The following is a 21,063-nucleotide window of genomic DNA, read 5'->3' as shown; positions in this document are numbered from 1 at the left end:
TTGAAGCTTCTCGTATCGGCTATCTTTTTAACTTTTTTTACAATTGCTATATGGATAGGACTTAGTGACAAAAACACTGAATTTAAAGAGGGTGAACGCCAACATCCTATCCATCTCATCAGCTTTGAAAATTTACCTCAAGAAGAAAAGGCTAAGTATATAAGCAAGGATGATTTGTTTGAGTATGGCGGTTATATAACACCAAAAAGCTATACTCAAAATTTCGTCTTAAACGATGAAACGCAGTTAAGTACTAACGTCGAGGAGCTTCAATCTTTAGTACGCGAACTAGCTAGTAAAAATGCGATTTTAGCACAAGATAATATCGATATGAGTGAGAAAAATATCGAATTTATAAGCAAGGTAAATTTACTAAAAGAGGAATTCGAAAACGAAAAGGAGCTTATAAATCAAAAAAATTCTCATAATCTAACGGAGCTTGAAGCGCAGCATTTTATCAACATAGAAAATATAACTAAACGCTTAAACGAAGCACAAGCCGACATGATAGAAAGCTCTAAGGCTTATGAGAAAAAGATAGTTGACCTTGAAAACGCTTTAAATGAATTAAGTATTAGCGACAAAAACTATAAAGCTCAAATGCAAGAGAAATTTGCTAAGGAAAAAGATCAAGCAGAGGCAAATATAAGCGCCTTAAGCAGCCAAAACATCGAGTTATTGTCCAAGGTTAAAGAGCAAGCTCAAAAGATAGATGAGCTTAATGAAAATATCTTACAAATGAGAATTCTAAGCAAAAATGAGCTTGAAACTTTACAAAACGAGCTTGAACAAGAAAGAAATGACGCTTCAAATTTAAGTTTTAAACACAATAAAGAGCTTAGAATCATAACTGAAGGGTTTGAAACTCAAAGACTTGTTATGGAGGATGAGCTTTCAAAGAAAGCAAATTCCGTGCTAGACTTAAAAAAGAGCTTAGAAGATACAAAAACCGCTCTTGATACAAGCCGCTATGAGCTTAAGCTTTTGCAAAAAAGTTTGCAGGCTAAAGATGATACAGCTAAAAATTATAACGGTCAAAACTTGGAATTAAACGCAAGTTTGATGGCTTTAAAAAAAGAACATGAAACATTAAAAGATAGAAATTTAAAAACCGAAGAAGAGCTTAAGACAAGTAATGCAATGGTCTTAAGTATGGCTAAAGACCTTGAAAAACTAAAGCTAGAAAATACAAAATTTAAAGAACTAAACGCATATGCAGATAATGACATAAAAGAGTTAAAAGCAAAGCTATCCAATGCTCAAAAAGAATTTGGCGAGCTAAATGCCCAGTATCTAAAAACAAATGAGACTTTGCAAAAAAATGCTAAAAATTTAAATGAACAAAGTGTAGCTATCATCGATCAAAATAAAAAAATTAGCGAAACAAATTTAAAGCTTGATGAAATGACTGCCAAATTTGCCGATAAACAAGCAGAAGTAAAAAATTTAGAAAATAATATAAGCGAGCTAAATTTAAAACTAAACAATAAACAAATCGAGCTTGAGGCTCATCAAAGAAGTTTAAAGATAGATAGGCAAAATTATGAAATTTTACGCCAAGAGATAAATATACTTGAAAAAAAGGTGGAACAAAATTTACCTCCAAGCGAATACAATGCAACGGCAAGTGTAACGATAAAATCCCTAAAAAACGAGCTTAAAGAGGCTAAAAGGTTAGCACAAGATAGCAATGAAACCATAAAAGAGCTCACCGATAAGATAAAGCAGCTTCACGCAAGGCAGTCAAATAGCACAAGTGAGCAAATCGCGGAGCTTCAAAAAGATATAGAGCAAAATTTAGACAAGCAAGATGCTTTAGAGGATGAAAATGCAAAATTAAAAATGATACTTGAAGCGCAAACGAAGCCAGAAATTCCTACGAAACTCGTGCTTATCTCTAGCCTTGAGTGTATCGATATGGATGCAAGAGATAAAATAAGCGTAATGTGCAAAAATCGCGTGAGTGAATTTTTGCAAAGATTTACGGCAAATTATATTTATGAAATCACCCCGATAGTCGATCAAAAGAACTTTGTTATACCGCAAAATGTCGCACAAAATATCAAAAAAGACGAGCTAGGACGACTTAACGAGTATGTAAACTATGGTGTTGGTAAAGAAAGAGCAAAGGCTGCAGCTGAGCTTGTAAAAGATGAGTTCGGAGAGTTTGCTCGCATAAGCTTTAGCTCGGAAATAATAGTTAAAAACAATGCAAGAGGCTTTGTTTTAAAGGTTTATAGATGATCCTTTCTCAGCTTAAAGACGGATATAGATATAACTCCGATACGCTTATGCTTTATGGGTTTATTTGTGAGAATTTAAATCCATGGTTTAAAGGCAGGGTGCTTGATGTTGGTTGCGGATGTGGAATTTTGGGTCTTTTGTTGAAGCGAGATTTTAGCGGAATGCAGCTTAGTTTGCTTGATGTGCAAGAGATAAATTTAGACATTTCGCGTAAAAATGCCGCAGAAAATTTTCTTGAGATTAAAACTATAATGGCTGATTTTAACACATTTAAAGACGGCAATAAATTTGAGCTTATCGTTTCAAATCCTCCGTTTTATCACGAGGGCGTCAAACAAAGTCAAAACAAACACACTGCAATTAGCCGTTATGCGTCGTTTTTGGGTCTTAGGGAATTTTTATATAGTGCAAATCAAAATTTAAAGTCAAATGCAGAGTTGATATTTTGCTATGATGCTATTTGCCTTAACGAAATTTTCACACTTTTGGATGAATTTAAGATAAAACCTATTTGCGTCAAATTTGTTCATTCAAAAGAGCAAAGTTGTGCGAATTTAGTTTTGATCAGAGCCAAAAAAGGCTCTCGTTCAAAGTGTAAAATTTTACCGCCTATTATATTAATGAAAGATGGTAGTTACTCAAAAGAGGCAAATGAAATTTTTAAAAAAGCGGATACAAAAAGTAAGGGTTATGAATGAAGCAAGATGGTTTTGAGTGGGAATTTGACCCTAGTTTTTGTGAAGAGTGTGGCGGCAAATGCTGCACTGGCGAGAGTGGATATATCTGGATAGATGAGGGCGAAAGTAGACTTTTAGCTGAGCATTTGGGGCTAAATGAAGATGAATTTAAAGAAAAATTTCTAATAAAAGTCGGTAAAAAATTTAGCATAAAAGAAAAAAGTCATGAAGATGGATATGCTTGTGTGTTTTTTGATGAGATAAATAAAAATTGTTCTATTTACGAGTTTCGTCCATCACAGTGTAGAAGTTTTCCGTTTTGGGACTATTTCAGAAAAAATTTAAGAGAGTTAGAGAGAGAATGTATTGGCGTAAAATTTTTATAACCGCTTCTTTGTTTTTTGCTATTTTTATTACAAATATAAACGCCGATGACGAGTTAAATTTAAGCATACTGCAAGCACTTACACTGCAAAATGATGGCAACATAGAAAATTCTATCGTTATATATGAGGAGCTTTTTGAAAAAACCAAGCAAGTTGCTTACTTAAAAGAGGCGTTAAAGCTAGCCTATGCGTCAAGCAGTCCAAAGCTTAAAGAGCTTTTGAAAAAAAGCGAGGTTTCACTTAAGGATGATAGTGAATTTATACGTATCAAGGTTGCTGATATGGTAAACGCAAAACAGTTTTCATATGCCAGAAATATCATGAGGGATTTGGTCGCAAAAGAGCCAAACGTAAGAAATATCTTGATCTTAGGCACGATATGTATGCTACAAAACGATAGCATAACGGCGTTAAGGTATTTTGAAGAAGCTTATAATTTAGATAAAAATGAAGAAACGCTATTGCGTATAGTCGATGTTTTGATAAATCAACTTGAAAAGCCACAAGATGCACTTTCGTATTTGCAACGATACAAGGATGAGTTTGGTTGCACGATAAAAATTTGTGAAACGATGTCTGATTTATATTTGCAAACACAAAATTTTACCAAGATGGTAGAAATTTGCGAAGAACTTTATGCTATCAGCCAGAATAAAAATTATCTTGAAAAGGCACTGCAAATTTTCATTTACGATAAAAATTATAAAGCCGCTGCTGAGTTTTTGAAAAAATATAGCTATAATGATACAGTCTTAATGGAAATTTACGCTACCATGAAAAGCTATGGTGATGCTTATGTCCTTGCCGTTAAAATTTATAATGATACTAGGGATCTTGAATTTTTAGCAAGGGCTGCTGTTTTTGAGTATGAGATGTATGACAAACACGAGCAAAAACAACTTGAAAGCGTAATGGATAAATTTGAAGCAAGTGTGGTTAAGCTTGATAAAGAAATTTATCTAAACTACTACGGGTATTTGCTCATAGATCATGATGTGGACGTAAAAAAGGGTATAAGTCTTGTAAAAAGAGCTCTTGAAATTTCACCTGATTCTCCGTATTATCAAGACTCTCTTGCATGGGGATATTATAAGCTTGGTGACTGCAAAAAAGCAAAAGAGATAATGCTAAAGGCTATGCAGGACTTTGAATTTAAAAATACAAAAGAGGCAAAAGAGCATTTAAATTTAATAGAAAAGTGCATTAAGAAATCAAACAAAGGGTCTAAAAAATGATACTTGACGAGATCATAAACAAAACGCAAGAGGATCTTGAAGAACGAAAGAAGAAGTATAAAATGGAGTGGTTGGAACGCGCTTACAGCGCTAATCCTTATGCTCCAAGAGATGTTATATCTGCGCTAAAAAGCACAAAAGGCGAACCTCTTAGAATCATTGCTGAAGTAAAAAAAGCAAGCCCTAGCAAGGGCATAATCAGAGAGGATTTCACTCCGTTAAGTATAGCAAAAGAGTATGAGACCGCAAATGTTAATGCTATAAGCGTTTTAACCGAACCTCATTGGTTTAAGGGTAATGTTGAGTATTTAACGCAAATAAGACGATATACATCAACGCCCCTACTTAGAAAAGATTTTATCGTAGACAAATATCAACTTTTAGAAGCATTGATATTTGGTGCGGATTTTGCTTTACTTATAGTAAAAGCGCTAAGTTTGACCAAGCTAAAAGAGCTTATGGAGTATGCAAAAGGCATAGGACTTGAAATTTTAGTCGAAGTGCATGACATGAAAGATCTTGAAAAAGCCTTAGAAGTTGGAGCAAAGATAATTGGTATAAATCATAGAAATTTAGACACATTTACCATGGATATGGGGCTTTGCGAAAAGCTTGTGCCTGTTATCTTAAACGCTTCAAAAGACAAGGTTATAGTTGCGGAAAGTGGGCTTGAGAGCCACGAACAACTTATGGAGCTAAATAAAATCGGTGTTGACGCGTTTTTGATAGGAGAACATTTTATGCGTAAGAAAAGTATCGCTGAGGCTGTAATATCAATAAAAGGAGGTATGTGATGGAGCATCTTTGTGCACCATGGAGAAGTGAGTATTTTGGCTCAAAGCCCGACGGATGTGTCTTTTGTAATATCATAAATCATCCAGAAAATGATGATAAGGCGGGAGTTTTATTTCGAGCGAAGTATTGTTTTGGGATAATGAATCTCTATCCGTATACCCCCGGTCATTTTATGGTTATACCACTTAAACACACGGATAAGATAGAGGACTTGCAAGACAATACTTGGCTTGAGATGAGCCGTTTTGTAAGAGAGGGTGTTAAAATTTTAAAAAATGAGCTTCATGCAGAAGGCGTAAACATAGGCATGAATTTAGGCGCTGCAGCCGGTGCAGGGATAGCCGAGCACGTGCATTATCATCTAGTTCCTAGATGGAGTAGGGATACAAATTTTATAACTACGATATCTGATGTTAGAGTAAATGGGGTTCCGTTTCATCCTCTTTTTGAAAAGTTAAAAAAGGCATTTAGTGCCATTATCTGAACTTGAAATAAATCCGTGGTTGGAGAAAAAAAACGAATTTGAAATTTTAATCGACGCCAGAAGCCCACATGAGTATGCATATTCTCATATAAAAAATGCACAAAATTTATATGCGCTAAACGATAAAGAACATCACGAAATAGGCTGCATATACAAAGAAAACAGATCTTTAGCAAAAGTTCTTGGTGCAAAATACATATCCGAAAATTTGCAAAATATCATAGATAAGGTTTATGATAGCTGTAAGGTTGGCTCAGTTGTTGGGATATACTGCGCAAAGGGAGGCATGAGATCAGCCTCGATAGCAACCGTTCTTAGCATGATAGGATATAGAGTTGTTAGGCTAAACGGTGGATATAAAAGTTTTAGGGCACATGTAAGACAGGTACTAGAGTCGAAGGTTGATACTAAATTTATAACACTTTTTGGCAATACTGGTTGCTTTAAAACCAAACTCATAAAGGCGCTTTCTCCGTCTATAAACTTAGAAAATATAGCAAATCATTTAGGTTCGGTTTTTGGCGAGATAAACGGGGCTCAGCCAAGCCAAAAAGCATTTGAGGATGAATTGTTTTTTGAGCTTAATAGGCTAAAAGGTAAAGTTTGTTTTGCTGAAGGAGAGAGTAGAAAGATAGGCTCGCTTACTCTTCCTGCTACTTTACATGAAGCTTTAAGAAGCGGTGTTTGTGTTGAAGTAAAGGCTAGCTTATCGCGCAGGATAGAGTGCATAATGCAAGATTATCAAAACGTGGATGATAAATATTTTTATGCTTGCATGAGCAAAATTTCTCCTTTTATAAAAACAAAGGCAAAACAAGAAGCCATAGAGGCATTTGAGCGTAACGATATAGCAAAAGTTAGTGAAATTTTACTAACAAAATACTACGATAAGGTCTATAAAAAAGCAGCAAAGATAGATATTAGTATAAATTCTGATAATTTTGACGAAGCACTTTTAAGGCTTAATGAGATAAGGGAAGAGGTTTTACGAGGAGAATTTCCTCGTAAATGATTAAAGACCTAAGATATTTTCTAATCCAATATAAATAACAGCCGATGATACAGCTGCCGTAGGCAGGGTGATAACCCATGCAAGAAGTATAGGTTTTACCATGCTCCAGTTTGCATTGTTATTTACTATGCCGATACCAAGCACTGCCCCGATAAGTATATGTGTAGAACTTACCGGTATGCCAAGCTTGGTTGCCAGTAGTATTACAAGGCTGGCCGCAAGCTCTGCACTAAATCCTGTAGCAGGAAGTATCTCGGCTAGTTTTGAGCCTATTGTAGTAATAACCTCTTTGCCTAAAAACCAAAGCCCTATAACAAGAGCTATACCAAAGGTAACCATAGCTACGCTAGGTATAGGTGAGGCTTCATTTATTGTGCCTGTTTTTAATACATCAAGTATAGCGGCAAATGGGCCTACCGCGTTTGCAATATCGTTTGCGCCGTGAGAAAAAGCAAAAGATGATGCGGTAAAAATTTGAAACCAAGAAAATATCCTGTTTATGCTTTTTTCGCTATCGTTCTTGTTCATGACATTTATGATGGCAAAGCTGGCAAGATAAGCTAACGCGCCTATAACAAATATAATCCATATCGTCTGGATCGTGCTAACTGTTAAATTTAAGTGTTTAAGACCCTTAAATAACATCATGCCTGATATCACCATAGCGGCAAAGCTTGCTATAAAAGGTATGTGTTTTTTCATTGCGCTAAATGTATCAAGGGCTTTTTCGCGCTCTTTCATCTTTTTGATGTTTGATTTGTATTCGCTATATCCGTTGTTTTCTATGTCGTCTTCATCGATCATTGCCATTCTTGTTATGGTTGAAATTTGCACATCTTTAGGAAGGCTTTTAAGCGATCTTATAAATTCTTCTTTGTATGCCTTTCGCTCGTTTTTTAGTGCTTTTAAAGATAACTTTAGCTCATGTGTTGGCTCCAAGATCTTTCTTTTTATGTATTTATAGATCACATAAGATACTGCGCCACCAAGTAGCGGAGAGATCACCCAGCTAAAGACTATGCTTCCTATGCCTTTCCAAGAGATCATGCCAAGCGCCTCTTGACTCCCGTATGTTGTGTACCCCATGATCACACCGGCTCCTACGATACCGCCTACGATAGAGTGTGTGGTTGAAACAGGAAGTCCTCTTTTTGTAGCGTAAAAAAGCCAAAGTCCGGAGCTTAAAAGAGCAGAGGTCATTATCGCTACGAATTTCATGGGATTCATCCCATCTTCTGGGAATTTTATTATGCCGTTTCTAATGGTTGCCGTAACTTCCGAACCTGCAAATATCGCGCCACTTAGCTCAAAAATAGCTGCGATAATAAGAGCTTGTTTTAGCGTTAGAGTTTTTGCCCCAACGCTTGTTCCAAAGCTATTTGCCACATCGTTTCCACCGATGTTAAATGCCATGAAAATACCAAAAATACTTGCTATGGAAAATAAAAAGAAGTGATTTGTCGGGATGTATTGATACCCCCATATAAAAAAGCCGCCACTACAGATGGCAAATATAAACAAAGCTAATAAATTTTCCCTTGACAAAAGCAAAATAGCCTCCTTTGTAATTGTGTCAGCATTATATCTTGAAATTTATTAAAGTTTTTAGAATTTTTATGTATGAAATTTATTATATAATTACTTTCAAACAAAACGGATAAAATACATAAAATTTTATGTATTTTATAAAAAATAAGGGATATAAAATGATAATAGCCATAGACCTTGGCTCAAATACTTTTCGTCTAAATTTAATGCAAAATTTAAATGGAAAATATGAAATCATCGATACTTTTGAGCGTATAGTAGGATCTGCAAGAGGACTAAAAAGAAGCGGTAAGATATCAAATGAAGCAAAAGGGGATATATTTAAAGCTATAGCACAGGCAAAAGAGAAATTTGACTTTGATAAAATAAACCACATAGCTGTTGCCACGCAGGCATTTAGAGTGGCTAGTAACGCGGATGAAATTTTTAAGGAGATAGAGCAAAAATTTAATGTCAAATTTAAAATAATAAGCGGCGAAGCCGAAGCAAAACTTACATTTTTAGGTGTTAAAGAGGCGCTTAATGGGCTTGGCATGGATACCAAGAACTCTGTTTTTATAGATCTTGGAGGCGGAAGTAGCGAGATAAGTAATGGAGATAAATTTAAAAGCTTTGAGTTTGGTATCATCACTTTTTGCGATCAGTTTGACAATGATATCTCTTTAATGAGAAAAAAAGTTGCAACTACCACCAAAGAAGCTAAAGAATTTCTAGCTAAATTTGATAAAAAACATATCATTTTAACATCAGGTGTGCCGACAACTATGGCAGCGTTAAAGCTTGGTATGGGTTATGATGATTATGACAAAAGTAGAGTAAACGGATACAGGTTGTTTAAGGATGATTTTGATGGGCTGATGTGTGAAATTTTAAAATTTGATAACGAAAAAGCCGATAAACTCCTGGGTAAAAATCGTAAAATGCCGATGCTTGGTGGTATGCTTTTGTTAAAAGAACTTTTGTGTAACGAAAAAGCCGAGCTTGTTGTCATAGATGATGGTCTTAGAGAGGGTGTCGGGGTGGCGTATTTTAATAAAAGCCTAGATGAAATTTTAAAATTTTAGCCTATTTTTGATATTATTTCGGGATAAATTTTATAAAGGAAGATCATGAGCATAAGAGAAAAAATTTTATCTGATGTTAAAGAGGCCATGAAGGCTAAAAATGAATTTTTAAGAGATACGTTGCGCACTATAAATGCTGCTATAAAACAAGTCGAAGTCGACAATCGTATAGAAATGACCGACGAAGTAGTGTTACCGATACTTCAAAAAGAGATCAAGAAAAGACAAGATTCTATAGAGCTATATATAAAAGGTGCTCGCGAGGAGCTTGCCAAAAAAGAGCAAGAAGAGATAGATGTGATATCAAAGTACCTACCGCAACAATTAAGCGATGATGAGCTTGAAACAGTGATAAGAACCATTATAATAAAGCTTGGTGCTAGTAGCGTTAAAGATCTTGGCGCTGTAATGAAAGATGCTAAAGAGCAAATAGGGGCAAAAGCCGAAACAAAACGTATAAGCGAAGTTGCAAAAAGGCTTTTGTCATAATCAAATAAGGCTAGTTTTCTAGCCTTATTTTCTATTTTCTTGGTTCATTTCGTTGTATAGTCTAAAAATTTCGCTACTTATTTTTTCTAACTTGCTAAATCTATCTACAAAAACTTCTAAATTCGAAGCATTGTATCCTTCTTTTGCCTCTGTTAAATTTGTAGAGATTAAAGAGTTAAATTCTTCTATTAAAGGTCTTATTTTTGCATAAGAGGTGGTTTTAGAAAATTTTTGAGCGCATTCATTCTCATACCATCCAAGAAGATCCTCTCCCGTTTTTAGGATCTCTTCTTCGGTATGCTTTCTCTCGTTTATAACATCTGAATAAGCCGTTGTTTTGTATACTATTTGTGTTATTTTTGCTATTATGCTAAATGTTTTATCTACTACATATCTTGACGTAGAAGCCGTAGTTTGCGCATCTTGGTTAAATTTATAAAGTGTTTGCTCAAACTCTTGCATGCTAGCTCTTGCAGCTTTTGCTATCCTGTCGATCTCTTGTGAATTTGAGTGTATATCTCTTGCCTCTTGCTGCAATGTTTGGATGTTTATACCTATCTCGCTTGTTGCCTTTTGTGTATTTTCGGCTAGTTTTTTAACCTCATCGGCAACAACCGCAAAGCCTCGTCCATGCTCGCCGGCACGTGCTGCTTCGATGGCTGCATTAAGGGCAAGCAGGTTTGTTTGCTCTGCTATATCTTTAATTAAATTTACAACAGATGAGATGTCATCCGTTCTTGTGCTTAGAGTATGGATAGCGTGATTTGAGTTGTTTATAAGTCCGTCAAGTGAGTTCATTTGCTCATTTAACTCGCTTAAGCTAACTAGTGTTTCATTTGCATTTTTAGCTGTTTCGTTTGCTATAGATGTCATTGTTTCTAAGTTATCTATGCTTTCGTTTAGATCCACTTGAACCTCTTGCATGCCTTGGTTGCCGTTGCCAAGCTTGTCAAATTTCTCTGAAAGTATGCCTCTAACTTTGCCTTTTTGACCGGCTTTTATGCCATCAACTCCTGCGCTCATAGAAAGGGCATTTGTTTGAAAAGTGCCGCGAAAACCTTCGGTAAATATATTTCTATATGTTATACCGCTTTGAGCCGAATTTATACATGTGGAAATTTCTCTTTGAAGTGCTTCTACTTGATCAAGCAGGTCGTTTATGCCAAGAGCTATCTCTCTTAAAGGATGATTTGGGTTTATGTTTATTATGCGAGGCTCTAAAATACCATTTCTAGCAGACTGGATAACATCTAAAATTTCATCATAATTTTCCATTTTTTTATTAAAAAACATATCAAAGCCTTTGTAAATTATTTATAAATTCATTATACGTAACTTTTTTTTCGTTTAAAATTTCATTCAAAGCCTTAAATGAAGCCTCGATACCGCCGCGTTTTTCTATTTCAAGCAGCTCTTTGTAAAGCGGTTCTATAATTTTGATAGCTTTTTCGTTAGGTTTTCTTCTTACGGAGTAGTAACCTACGATTTTATTGCCTGCGTCAAGTGAAGCGGTGACATTGGCAAACACCCAGTAAAATCCACCATCAAAGCTTTTGTTTTTAACATAGGCAAAAACTTCTCTTTTTTCTTGGATATGTTCCCATAGGATTTTAAAAACAACGCGTGGCATATCGGGATGACGGACGATATTGTGCGGTTTTCCCAAAAGTTCTTTTTGCTTAGCACCTACAATCTCCAAAAAAGGCTCGTTACAATAAGTTATTTTGCCTTTTGTGTCTGTTTTGGATACTAAAAAAGCATTTACATCAACTTCATGTTCATTGTTTGTAAGCATTTTATACTCCTTCTCATGCAATACAATTAATAGTATAACATAACTTTTAATTTTTTACGGCTTGCGCCAAGTCCCACATAGGCATAAAAATGCCAAGTGCGAGTAAAATAACCATACAGGCTATAAACACAAGCAAAATAGGCTCGATATAGCTTGAGATGTTGTCGATTATGTCGCTAAATTTTGCCTTATAATAGTCAGCTATCTTTTCTAACATGCTGTCTATACTGCCGCTTTGCTCTCCGGCGTTTATCATTTGTATAAGCATATTTTCATAAAGCCCTGTCTCCTTAAAAGCTTCTGTTAGGCTTACTCCTCTGCCGACTAAAATTTTAACTCCGGCTAGCTTTTCTCTTATGGCGATATTTGATACTGTTATATTTGCCGTATCAAGTGCTTCTGCGATAGGAATTCCCGCACGAACAAGCTCTGTGAATATAAGATTAAACCTACTCATGTTGGCATAAAATATTATCTTGCCTATCAAATAAACTTTAAGTAGGTATTTGTCTAATTTTGTTCTGAATTCTTCGCTTTTATCATAAAATTTCTTTGCAAATATACCAACGGCAATAAGTAAGGCGATGATGTAAAAACCGTAGTTATTCATGGCGTATTCTATGCCTAGTAAAATTCTAGTAGGCACAGGAAGCTGGGCGTTAAGTTGCTCAAAAATTTCTCTAAACTGAGGAACTACCATAAGCATCATGACCGTAAAGGCAACAATGATAGCGCATATCACGGTAACCGGATAGCGTATAGCCTTTTTAAATTTTTGTTGGTTATCCCAAACTTCTTGTAAGATATTTGCAAGTTTTTTTAAAGAGTCAGCCATGTTTCCTGTGTTTTCGCCAAGTCTTATCATGGCTATAGTTACATCACCTAGCTCATGTTTGAAACTTTCTACTGAAGATGTTAGGCTTGCACCTTGGTTTAGGTCCTCGTTTATGGATGTAAAAATTTTTTTTAGTTTTTTATCGTTAGTTGAAGTTGCGATCTCTTTTATGCTGTCGTGGATAGAAATTCCGGCGTTTGCCATGACACTTAGCTGGCTTACTACGGCAACCAAATTTGGCACTTTAACCTTTGTGGAGGAGAAGTATTTAGAAAATTTATCTTTAACATCTTCCATCTGTTCTAAAAGTGGAAGAGTTTTTGTCTCGCCGATCTTTACTATCATGCCTTTGTTGTTTTTTGCAGCAAGACTTCTAGCTTCACTTGTGCTATTTGCCTTAAGGGTCATTTTCTGTCTTCTGCCGTTTTGGATGTATTCTACTTCAAATAGTTTCATATCTTGGCAACCCTGTAAACTTCTTCTATCGTTGTGACACCGTTTGCTGCACGTATAATGCCGTCATGAAACATATCTATAAAGCCCTCTTGATAAGCTACGCTTCTTATTTCGTCTTTATTTGCACCATTTGCAACCAAGCTTTGTATGGTATCCGTGATAGGTAGAATTTCGCTTATCATCTCTCTACCTAGATAGCCGGTTTGTGAGCATTGTTGGCAGCCTGTACTTGAGTAAAATTGATACTCTTGAGGGATATATTGTTTTAGCTCTTCAAATGTATCTTTTGGTAAAGTTATGGCTTGCTTGCAGTGAGGACAGAGCTTTCTTACAAGTCTTTGAGCCTCGATACATATGAGTGCACCGCTTACTAGATAAGGCTCTATACCCATGTCTATCATTCTTGGTATGGCACTTATGGCATCATTTGTATGCAAAGTGGAAAAAACAAGGTGACCGGTAAGAGCTGCTTGTATAGCTATGCGAAGTGTTTCTTGATCGCGGATCTCGCCTATCATTATGATATCCGGGTCTTGACGTAAGATAGAACGAAGTGCAGTAACAAAGGTCATGCCTGTTTTTTCATTTACATGAACTTGCTGTATCATGTTTAATTGATATTCAACCGGGTCCTCGACTGTTATGATCTTTGTCTTTATGCTCTTTATATCGCTTAATGCGCCATATAGCGTTGTCGTTTTACCGGAACCGGTCGGTCCCGTAACTAAAACTATGCCATAAGGGGCTTTCATGGCTTTTTTAAATTTATCGAAATTTTTTGGTTGCATGCCCAAGTTTTCTAAATTTATAATAACCTTTGACTTATCAAGGATACGTAAAACCACGCTTTCGCCATTTAGGATAGGAAGGGTTGAGATACGAAAATCATACTCTTTGTCTAAAATTTGAGCTGAAAAGCGTCCGTCTTGTGGTTTTCTACGCTCTGCTATGTCCATGTTTGAAAGCAGTTTCATTCTACTTACCATAGGCGGGTAAATGTCTTTATCAAATATAAACGTCTCACTAAGTATGCCGTCTATCCTGCTTCTTACTATGCAGTTTGTTTCAGTCGGCTCTATGTGGATATCGCTTGCTCGACTTTGTATAGCTGTTTTTAAAATAACTTCGATAAGTTTTAAAATTCCGGAACTCTCGGTATTTGAAGCACCGCTGGCTGAGCTTGAAAGCTCTTTTCTTATCTCGGCAATGATGTCTTTTATGCTTTCGTTTAAAGCAAGTTTGTTTGTGTATTTTTCTATCTGTGTTGGGTCTGCAACGACTACTTTTAGTAGTTTTCTGTTAAATAAATTTTGAACCCTATCTTGAGTCATAACGTCAAATGGATTTTTGAACGCCACATAGATATTTATCTCGTCCTCTTTTATCGGAAGAGCTTCGTAGCTTTTTAATTGACTTGTATTTATGCGTTCGCAAATTCTATAGTCTATATCTATATCGTCAAGGTTAAAATACGTAAGTTTAAAGCGAAGCGCGATATATTTTAGAAATTTCTTTATATCTATTTCGAGGTCTTTTGTTGTTTCAGTGATGTTTATGCGACCGCGTCTATAAAGATCACCCAAGGTTTCATCTATCTCTTTTTGTGTTATAAATTCATTTTCATAAAGAATTTCAAGCAGAGTTTTGTTCGTTTGAGTCTTTAAATTTTGTATATTTTCTACTTGCTCTATTGTTAGTTTTGAGTTTTGTTCTAGCGTTTTTAAGATGATATTTTCAGTTATGTTCATTACCAATACTCTATTTGTGATTTTAATTCGTCGTCTTTGAATGTTTTTAGGATTATTTTATTTGTTTGCGACTCTTTTAGAACGTTAAGCGTATAGTGCGTGCTTGAGTTTTTTTCCTTAAATATATACTCGTCACCATCTAAGATGTATTCTTTTTTTACAAATTTATCAAAGATAAAAGATAGTATATAATCACTCTTTGGAAGTCTAATATAGCTTATGTCTACATTGTCGATAAGTGCGTGATAGAGAAGCTTTTTTTTAAACAAAATATCCGCAAAATACGCCGCATTCTCGCGTGCTTCTTTTGTTTTTACCAGCTTAAACATAGGCGAAGCTAGCCTGTTTAGTTCATGTATATTAAGGCAAGATATGCCATATATACTCATTATTGACTCATCTGATGTTTTTTTGAAGAAATTTTCAACTTGGTTTGAGCAAACTTTTCTGTATTCACCGTTACTAAACCACTCTTCTATCTCTTGTTGGTTTATGGCAAAAAGATTAATCACGGTTAGTAATATAAGTAAAATTTTTTTCATAACGAACCACTTTCTATCTTTTTAATTAATACATCTATCGTGGCTTTGTTTTGCTTTTTATTATACTCTTTTAGAGCCTTTAGGGCGTCATTTTTATTACCTGTGTAATACTTTGACTTAGCAAATATCACCCACGACTCCTCTGTGTTGCTGTCTATCTCGTTTGCCGTTAATGCCCATTTTATAGCTTCGTTGTAGTTTTTGTTTTTAAAATTTATCCTAGCTATCTCAAGGGCGTAGCTTTGGTTGTTTGTTGTGGCAAAGGACTCTTTTAAAGATGAGAGTTTGTCTTTTGGAGGTATTATTTGTATGTCTATTTTTGATTTTTGTGTTTTTGGCTGCTCTTTGGACACACTTTCGTCAAAGTCTAAAATTTGGTTTTTAGGAAGAGGGGTGTTGTCGGCATCATCGCTACTTGAGATGACTTTAAGCTTTAACCAGCCTTGTGGTGCGGTTTTACTTTCGTTTTTAGTGTCACCAGGCTTGATGTCTAAAATTTTATCACCTGAAGCATTGTGATGTCTTAGGTTTTCTTCTAGTTTGTTTGCTACTTTGCTTATAAGCTCTTCTTCTTTAAGTTTTTCTTCAAATCTCTCTTTTGCATTTATGCTTTTTTGCTTACTTTCGTTTATAACACTTGAGATGGTGTCTGGTTTTTGATCATTTTGTTTGGTATTAAGTGCATAAAAGCCGCTTGTAGCCAAAACGGTAGCTAGGATTAAGATTATTATTAGTTTTGTTTGATTTGAAATTTTTGGCTTTTTGCTTGCTATATAGGCTTCATAACGTTTTTCAAGCTCTCTTATCTCTTGTGTGCTAAGCATTTATAAGTCCAGTATCTATTGCAGACATAATTAAAATTTTTTGATTTTGTTCTTTTGCGGCCAAAACTGACGGTTCGTTTTTTTCGTAGTATTCGCAAATTTCGTAAAATTTATACAAAAGTTTATTTAACGTTCTTAAATTTCCTTCGCAAAGATCGTATATGAGAGCAAAGTCGGCGTCACTAAAATTCAGGTATTTTTCTAAATTTTTCATGGAAATTTTTTTAAGTATATATGTGATGACCTCATTTAGATCAGCACTTTTTAGTTCTATACTCTCCCAAATTCTAGTTTGAAAATAATCCTTTGCGATAACATCTTCTTCGCTTGTTTTGTGGATGGTGAAGATAAATTTAAAATACCTGCTGTCGGCCATTAGCCTAATTTTTTCAATCAACTCTTGTGGATAGAGTTGGGCTTCGTCTAGGATTATTACGATTTGATTTTCTAAAATTTCTTTTTTATTTGCAAATTTTTTTCCATACTCTTGTATTAGCTCTTCAAAGTTGTTTATGTTTTCTTTTTTATCGGTAAAAATTTCATCACAAAGTGCGTTTACGAAACTTGTTTCGCTAAAAAAAGGGTATGAGAAAAATATAACTTGCTTTTGGTTATCACCAAGATCTTTTACAATTTTATTTAATAAAAATGTCTTTCCGGTGCCAGGTTTTCCATAAAACAATACAAGCTTAAGCGGTTTTTTGATCACAGAGATGATCTTGTTGTAACAAGATATAGTTTTGTCTAAATTTACAAAGCTATTAATATCATCTTCGTTTATAAAAATTTCTTTTAAATCCGCATAAATGTTATTGCTCATATAATGTCTTTGAAAAACCTAAATCTTTTAAGGATTGTGATATCGGAGCTGGATCGTTTAGATCAACCACTCTTGGCGTTATCACAAATATAAGCTCGGTTGTTTTTGATACATCTTTCGTGCTTTTAAAAGCGTTACCTATAAGAGGTATGCTTGATAGGATCGGTACTTCGCTGTTATCTTTGCCTTTTGTTTGACCGATAAGTCCGCCAAGAACTATCGTGTCGCCACTATTTACATGAACTACGGTTGAGAGTTTCTTTTGTATTGTATCAGGAGCTATCTCTCTAATGGTAGAATTTTGTGTTCTTGTGTCATCTTCTGAGTATTTAAATGTGCTTAAAGATGGGTTTACACGAAGCATGATTTTGTTATTATCCGATACTTCAGGAAGTAAATTTAGCAAAATTCCTATAAATACAGAGTATTGCTTATAAGTAACAGTTGTCCTGTCGCTATTTACGTTGTTGTTGCTGGTTTCTTCCATAACCCTGTAATTTACATTATCGCCGACCGAGATAAGGGCTTGCTGGTTGTTTAGAGTTGTTACTTTCGGGCTTGATATAACTTTTGTTCTACCGTTGGTTTCTAGGAAATTTATTATACCGTCAAGACTGAAATTTAAATTTGCAGCGATGTTTAGTGTCTGACCAAAACCGGCACTTAGTCCATTGCCACGGTTTGTCCAGCCTGCACCGGATGCTCCATTGCTTGGATTGTTGCCTATGTATGAGTTAAAGCCAAGTTCAAATTTACTCCAATCAACCCCCTTTTTATACTCGTTTTTAAGATCGACGGCAATTATCGAAACATCGATGATTACTTGCTTTTTTAGGCGTTTTTGCATCTCGTCTATATAGGTTTGAACGCGTTTTATCTGAGATGGTGTTCCAGTTATCGTGATAAGTCCTGCGTTTTGGTTAATAATAGGATCAGGTGCGATGATGTGCTCGCTAGTGTTATTTAGTATGGCCTTTAGCTCAGCGTCAAGCTTTTCCCAAAAGTCAAATTTTTCTGTTGTTTTAATAAGGTTGTCAGCAGATTGACTATCGTTTAAAGACTGCGAAGAGCCGCTACTTTCTCCCACTTCTACAGGGGCTGAGTCAACGGAAGCTTTTGTTATAGCTGTGCCTTCTCTAACCGATGTTATATAGTCAAGTTTAAATATTTTTGTTTGAAGAGATGAAATTTTAAGCACGTTGTTTGAAAATTCATAGCTTAAATTTTTTTCATGCAAAAGTAGGTTAAAGACCTCATTTAGCGACATATTTTTTATATTTACGCCATGTGTTGACTCCCTTAGCTCTTGTTTGCTAAGTGTGTCTTTGGCTATGATGCTAAACTCGCACATGTCAGATAGCTGAGTAAGCACGTCAATAAGTGGAGTTTCTTCTAGGATTTTCATGTTAAATTTCTTGCCCAAGCAGCTAGCTTGCGCAGAACAAACGCTTGTAAATAAAATTATAGATAATGTAAAAATTTTAAATTTAGTTGATTTTAATATAGACATTTTTCTTTCCGTTTTGAATTTTGATTTCTTGTTTTTCATCGCCTCTTTTTAAAACAGCGCTTGTATTTGTGATCTTAGTTATTTTGTATTCGCCTATAGTGTCGCCAAGTTTATACCAAGAGCCATCCATCTTGACTCTATCTTGCATAACAGCTTGTAGCGTAAATGTGCTTGCTGTATTTAAGGTTTCTGGCGATATCACTGTTAAATTTTCATCTCTTGCAACCTCTTTAAAAGGGCTTTTGCTATTTAAAATTTCATGCTTGCTTACACCTTCTCTTTGTTGTCTGATCTGAGAAAACATTCCATCATATTTTATCTTTTTATCTTGGACATCTGCCCCAAGCAAAGAGCATAAAGATGATAGGATTATCGTAATAAATATAGATTTCATTAGTATTTCATACCCCAAATAGATATTGCGATATTAGCGCCTAGCTCTTTTTGAGTGGCGTTTATATCGATCTTATGAAGATCGACTACGAGCTCTGATTCTTCTAGTGAATTTATATAGTTGAGCATATTTTGATAGCTTCCTAAAAGTTTTACGTTTATGTTTAAAATTTGCTCTACTTTTTGGTAACTGGGGTTTTTAAATTCATTGTTGAGTTCTAAAATTTTAATATTATTCTCTTTTGCTAGTATTACTATCCTATCTAAAAAAGTTGCCCAATTTTGATCGTTAAAAAGCAAAAACGAAAGCTCTTTTAGTTTGTCGTCAAAGTAGTTGTTAAAGCCCAAAAGTTCTTCATGTGTTTTTTTAAGTGCTTCTAGCTCTTTGCTTTGCTCTTTTATCTTAAAATTTTGATCGCCGTTTGGAGAGCTAACAGACTTTATGTAGTCTTGCACAACCTTAAGTTCTTTTGAAATTTGTTCGTATTGCATACTTTGCTCATTGTAAAATCGCTCAGATGCATCAAATGAGAAAATATACAAAAGATACGCTATAACAGCTATAACACCAAAAGATAATATGTAGCGCTCATTTTGGCTCTTTTGCTCAAAATACTCATCAATCCTGCTTAATATATCTTGTTTCATTATCTTATCTCTACGCTTACATTGCTTTCATAGACATTTTGGACTTTATTAAAATCTATGCGTTTTGTGTTTATGGAGTATTTTGCCGTTTGTGCGATCTGTTTTATTAGCTCTGTTATATTTTTCTCGTCATTGCTTTGAACCGCAAAAGTCATATTTCTATCTTTGCCAAATATATTTGAAACTTTAACTTTATTTTGATTTATGATCTGCGAAATTTCAAATATATTTATCCCTTTCATGGCGTATTCGTTTTTTTTATCGCTGATTTGAGTTAGTAAGTTTTCTCTAAATTCAAGCTTTTGTCTATCTTTAACAAGCATATCTTGCATTTGCTCTTTTTCTTTTTGAAGTCCCGCAAGGCTAATCCTTATCCTGTTTGACTCGTTTTTGAGGTCAATTAGCTCTTGCGTTAGAACAGGTATGCTTTGCTCTAAATAATACCCTCCAAGGTAATTATACGCAGGATACGCGACCGCAAGTAGTGAAGCTGCGCCACATGAAAGGATAAATTTACCGCTCGTTCGTTTTGTAAACGGTTGGGGTCTTAAAAATGACGAGAAGTTAAATTCTGCCTGATAATCCTCTTCTTTGGTCAGCCTTGCAATCAGAGCCATCATATTGTGCTGTTGACTTAGGTCGTAGTCTTTGCTGTTTATTGAGATGTTTGTACTTAGAGTTGCTGTTTTAAGACCGATTTTACTTTGAACAAAGTTCTCAAGCCCAGGAATTTTACCGATCTCAGAGTCGATAAAGATGTTGTGAATATTTACAAAATATACCCTGTTTATTATATTTATAGCGTCATTAATGTAAAAAAAACAGTCTTCTAAAACATCATTTAACTCAGGATCAAAATTTTCACTTTCGGTATCCATACAAATGCCGTTTGTGTTAAGTTTTTCATAAAAAGCCTCTTCGCTTATGCGTTCGCCTTTTAGTTCGCTGTATCTATCTTTAATAGAGCTTAGATTATAGCGAAGAGGGCGCGAGGTTAGGTATTCGCCTCCTGAGTAAACAGCTAAAAACGCGTCATCTTTTTGAAGACATATAAAACAATCAACATCTAAAACAGTCAAAAAGCCTTTTTTATAAAGTGAGCTGTATAGAAGAGGGGCGATAGATAGGTAGTCTATGTATGGAATTTTCGCCATTATGTCTTTAAATATCTTATCTATCGTGTCGTCTGCTATGACAAATACGCTAAAAAGCCTATCTTCTGTTTGCGCTTGAGACTCTATAAAAACTATTTTATAGTCAATCGTCGCATCAAGAGAAAGCTCTTCGTAAGTTTTAATAGAGATGATATTTGAAAGCTCTTCTTCACTTGTTTCGCGAGAAATGCTTATAGTTGTGGTGATTAAATTTTTAAATTTAAGATATGAGATAAAGAAATTTTCTTTAGAAATTGATCTTGAAACATCTAAAGCCCCGACTTCGTTCCCTATAAATTTAAATGCATCTTTTTTATATGGATCGATTGTAATAATAGACTTTTCAACGTTATTTCTTATCTTTATCATTCATACCTCATTTGTTACTTGTTTGTATTCTAATG

Annotated in this window: 21 protein-coding genes; 9 read left to right on the top strand and 12 right to left on the bottom strand. The window is 35.0% G+C overall.

The genetic code is table 11. The annotated features are described in order from the left end of the window. From CCAL_RS04965 to mnmH, 7 genes are read left to right on the top strand one after another with little or no spacing between them, the layout of a single operon-like run. Entirely contained in the window at positions 1 to 2,244 is a 2,244-nt protein-coding gene (locus tag CCAL_RS04965) for a hypothetical protein (protein WP_170015406.1), read from the top strand. Next, positions 2,241 to 2,942, top strand: coding sequence for a tRNA1(Val) (adenine(37)-N6)-methyltransferase (locus CCAL_RS04960; RefSeq protein ID WP_170015404.1), 702 nt, complete (start codon positions 2,241 to 2,243; stop codon positions 2,940 to 2,942). The genes CCAL_RS04965 and CCAL_RS04960 overlap by 4 nt, the downstream gene beginning before the upstream one ends. Next, positions 2,939 to 3,307 carry a YkgJ family cysteine cluster protein gene (locus tag CCAL_RS04955; protein ID WP_170015402.1) on the top strand — a complete coding sequence of 123 codons (369 nt, stop codon included), beginning with the start codon at positions 2,939 to 2,941 and terminating at the stop codon, positions 3,305 to 3,307. The genes CCAL_RS04960 and CCAL_RS04955 overlap by 4 nt, the downstream gene beginning before the upstream one ends. Next, positions 3,283 to 4,542: a tetratricopeptide repeat protein gene (locus CCAL_RS04950; RefSeq protein ID WP_170015400.1), complete on the top strand. Its 1,260-nt coding sequence runs from the start codon at positions 3,283 to 3,285 to the stop codon at positions 4,540 to 4,542. The genes CCAL_RS04955 and CCAL_RS04950 overlap by 25 nt, the downstream gene beginning before the upstream one ends. Further along, on the top strand, positions 4,539 to 5,336 hold the full coding sequence (gene trpC / locus CCAL_RS04945; RefSeq protein WP_170015398.1) for an indole-3-glycerol phosphate synthase TrpC: 798 nt from the start codon (positions 4,539 to 4,541) through the stop codon (positions 5,334 to 5,336). The genes CCAL_RS04950 and trpC overlap by 4 nt, the downstream gene beginning before the upstream one ends. Beyond that, on the top strand, positions 5,336 to 5,821 hold the full coding sequence (locus CCAL_RS04940) for an HIT family protein (RefSeq protein ID WP_169936037.1): 486 nt from the start codon (positions 5,336 to 5,338) through the stop codon (positions 5,819 to 5,821). Before trpC ends, CCAL_RS04940 begins: the two co-directional genes overlap by 1 nt. Then, entirely contained in the window at positions 5,808 to 6,833 is a 1,026-nt protein-coding gene (gene mnmH, locus CCAL_RS04935) for a tRNA 2-selenouridine(34) synthase MnmH (protein ID WP_170015396.1), read from the top strand. Before CCAL_RS04940 ends, mnmH begins: the two co-directional genes overlap by 14 nt. Here the strand turns inward: mnmH and CCAL_RS04930 are convergent, their stop codons facing one another. Beyond that, on the bottom strand, positions 6,834 to 8,378 hold the full coding sequence (locus CCAL_RS04930; protein ID WP_170015394.1) for an inorganic phosphate transporter: 1,545 nt from the start codon (positions 8,376 to 8,378) through the stop codon (positions 6,834 to 6,836). A 161-nt stretch (positions 8,379 to 8,539) separates the two neighbouring features. On the opposite strand from CCAL_RS04930, the gene CCAL_RS04925 reads away from it, so the two are divergent. After that, positions 8,540 to 9,445, top strand: a complete 906-nt coding sequence (locus tag CCAL_RS04925; RefSeq protein WP_170015392.1) for a Ppx/GppA phosphatase family protein — start codon at positions 8,540 to 8,542, stop codon at positions 9,443 to 9,445. 45 nt (positions 9,446 to 9,490) lie between these two features. Continuing rightward, positions 9,491 to 9,934 carry a GatB/YqeY domain-containing protein gene (locus CCAL_RS04920; RefSeq protein WP_170015390.1) on the top strand — a complete coding sequence of 148 codons (444 nt, stop codon included), beginning with the start codon at positions 9,491 to 9,493 and terminating at the stop codon, positions 9,932 to 9,934. A gap of 24 nt (positions 9,935 to 9,958) precedes the next feature. On the opposite strand, the gene CCAL_RS09555 is transcribed toward CCAL_RS04920, so the two are convergent. The 11 genes from CCAL_RS09555 to CCAL_RS04865 form a co-directional block, all read right to left on the bottom strand. After that, entirely contained in the window at positions 9,959 to 10,732 is a 774-nt protein-coding gene (locus tag CCAL_RS09555) for a methyl-accepting chemotaxis protein (protein WP_394346915.1), read from the bottom strand. A gap of 496 nt (positions 10,733 to 11,228) precedes the next feature. Next, complete coding sequence (locus tag CCAL_RS04910) at positions 11,229 to 11,729, bottom strand: PAS domain-containing protein (protein ID WP_169935773.1); 501 nt, start codon at positions 11,727 to 11,729, stop codon at positions 11,229 to 11,231. A 46-nt stretch (positions 11,730 to 11,775) separates the two neighbouring features. Then, positions 11,776 to 13,020 (bottom strand): type II secretion system F family protein, encoded by a 1,245-nt coding sequence (locus CCAL_RS04905; protein ID WP_170015386.1) that lies wholly within the window; start codon positions 13,018 to 13,020, stop codon positions 11,776 to 11,778. Continuing rightward, positions 13,017 to 14,768, bottom strand: coding sequence for a GspE/PulE family protein (locus CCAL_RS04900; RefSeq protein WP_170015384.1), 1,752 nt, complete (start codon positions 14,766 to 14,768; stop codon positions 13,017 to 13,019). Before CCAL_RS04900 ends, CCAL_RS04905 begins: the two co-directional genes overlap by 4 nt. Further along, positions 14,768 to 15,310 (bottom strand): hypothetical protein, encoded by a 543-nt coding sequence (locus CCAL_RS04895; protein ID WP_170000080.1) that lies wholly within the window; start codon positions 15,308 to 15,310, stop codon positions 14,768 to 14,770. Before CCAL_RS04895 ends, CCAL_RS04900 begins: the two co-directional genes overlap by 1 nt. After that, positions 15,307 to 16,134 (bottom strand): CDC27 family protein, encoded by an 828-nt coding sequence (locus CCAL_RS04890; protein WP_172285068.1) that lies wholly within the window; start codon positions 16,132 to 16,134, stop codon positions 15,307 to 15,309. The genes CCAL_RS04895 and CCAL_RS04890 overlap by 4 nt, the downstream gene beginning before the upstream one ends. Further along, entirely contained in the window at positions 16,127 to 16,954 is an 828-nt protein-coding gene (locus CCAL_RS04885) for an ATP-binding protein (RefSeq protein WP_169971686.1), read from the bottom strand. Before CCAL_RS04885 ends, CCAL_RS04890 begins: the two co-directional genes overlap by 8 nt. Continuing rightward, positions 16,944 to 18,464 (bottom strand): pilus (MSHA type) biogenesis protein MshL, encoded by a 1,521-nt coding sequence (gene mshL, locus CCAL_RS04880; RefSeq protein ID WP_170016154.1) that lies wholly within the window; start codon positions 18,462 to 18,464, stop codon positions 16,944 to 16,946. The genes CCAL_RS04885 and mshL overlap by 11 nt, the downstream gene beginning before the upstream one ends. Further along, positions 18,442 to 18,858, bottom strand: a complete 417-nt coding sequence (locus CCAL_RS04875; protein ID WP_170016152.1) for a hypothetical protein — start codon at positions 18,856 to 18,858, stop codon at positions 18,442 to 18,444. Before CCAL_RS04875 ends, mshL begins: the two co-directional genes overlap by 23 nt. Next, positions 18,858 to 19,505, bottom strand: a complete 648-nt coding sequence (pilO, locus tag CCAL_RS04870) for a type 4a pilus biogenesis protein PilO (protein WP_169971689.1) — start codon at positions 19,503 to 19,505, stop codon at positions 18,858 to 18,860. The genes CCAL_RS04875 and pilO overlap by 1 nt, the downstream gene beginning before the upstream one ends. Further along, positions 19,505 to 21,028 carry a C4-dicarboxylate ABC transporter gene (locus CCAL_RS04865; protein WP_170016150.1) on the bottom strand — a complete coding sequence of 508 codons (1,524 nt, stop codon included), beginning with the start codon at positions 21,026 to 21,028 and terminating at the stop codon, positions 19,505 to 19,507. The genes pilO and CCAL_RS04865 overlap by 1 nt, the downstream gene beginning before the upstream one ends. Positions 21,029 to 21,063: the final 35 nt, after the last annotated feature.

This window comes from Campylobacter sp. RM6914, from assembly GCF_004803835.1.
Classification (GTDB): domain Bacteria; phylum Campylobacterota; class Campylobacteria; order Campylobacterales; family Campylobacteraceae; genus Campylobacter_A; species Campylobacter_A californiensis.
This window is presented reverse-complemented; position numbering and strand designations above follow the sequence as displayed.

Coding starts and splice junctions, on each gene's coding strand:
- CCAL_RS04960 (WP_170015404.1), top strand. CDS start 2,241: ATGATCCTTTCTCAGCTTAAAGACGGATATAGATATAACTCCGATACG.
- CCAL_RS04955 (WP_170015402.1), top strand. CDS start 2,939: ATGAAGCAAGATGGTTTTGAGTGGGAATTTGACCCTAGTTTTTGTGAA.
- CCAL_RS04950 (WP_170015400.1), top strand. CDS start 3,283: ATGTATTGGCGTAAAATTTTTATAACCGCTTCTTTGTTTTTTGCTATT.
- trpC (WP_170015398.1), top strand. CDS start 4,539: ATGATACTTGACGAGATCATAAACAAAACGCAAGAGGATCTTGAAGAA.
- CCAL_RS04940 (WP_169936037.1), top strand. CDS start 5,336: ATGGAGCATCTTTGTGCACCATGGAGAAGTGAGTATTTTGGCTCAAAG.
- CCAL_RS04925 (WP_170015392.1), top strand. CDS start 8,540: ATGATAATAGCCATAGACCTTGGCTCAAATACTTTTCGTCTAAATTTA.
- CCAL_RS04920 (WP_170015390.1), top strand. CDS start 9,491: ATGAGCATAAGAGAAAAAATTTTATCTGATGTTAAAGAGGCCATGAAG.
- CCAL_RS09555 (WP_394346915.1), bottom strand. CDS start 10,732: ATGAACTCACTTGACGGACTTATAAACAACTCAAATCACGCTATCCAT.
- CCAL_RS04910 (WP_169935773.1), bottom strand. CDS start 11,729: ATGCTTACAAACAATGAACATGAAGTTGATGTAAATGCTTTTTTAGTA.
- CCAL_RS04905 (WP_170015386.1), bottom strand. CDS start 13,020: ATGAAACTATTTGAAGTAGAATACATCCAAAACGGCAGAAGACAGAAA.
- CCAL_RS04900 (WP_170015384.1), bottom strand. CDS start 14,768: ATGAACATAACTGAAAATATCATCTTAAAAACGCTAGAACAAAACTCA.
- CCAL_RS04895 (WP_170000080.1), bottom strand. CDS start 15,310: ATGAAAAAAATTTTACTTATATTACTAACCGTGATTAATCTTTTTGCC.
- CCAL_RS04890 (WP_172285068.1), bottom strand. CDS start 16,134: ATGCTTAGCACACAAGAGATAAGAGAGCTTGAAAAACGTTATGAAGCC.
- CCAL_RS04885 (WP_169971686.1), bottom strand. CDS start 16,954: ATGAGCAATAACATTTATGCGGATTTAAAAGAAATTTTTATAAACGAA.
- mshL (WP_170016154.1), bottom strand. CDS start 18,464: ATGTCTATATTAAAATCAACTAAATTTAAAATTTTTACATTATCTATA.
- CCAL_RS04875 (WP_170016152.1), bottom strand. CDS start 18,858: ATGAAATCTATATTTATTACGATAATCCTATCATCTTTATGCTCTTTG.
- pilO (WP_169971689.1), bottom strand. CDS start 19,505: ATGAAACAAGATATATTAAGCAGGATTGATGAGTATTTTGAGCAAAAG.
- CCAL_RS04865 (WP_170016150.1), bottom strand. CDS start 21,028: ATGATAAAGATAAGAAATAACGTTGAAAAGTCTATTATTACAATCGAT.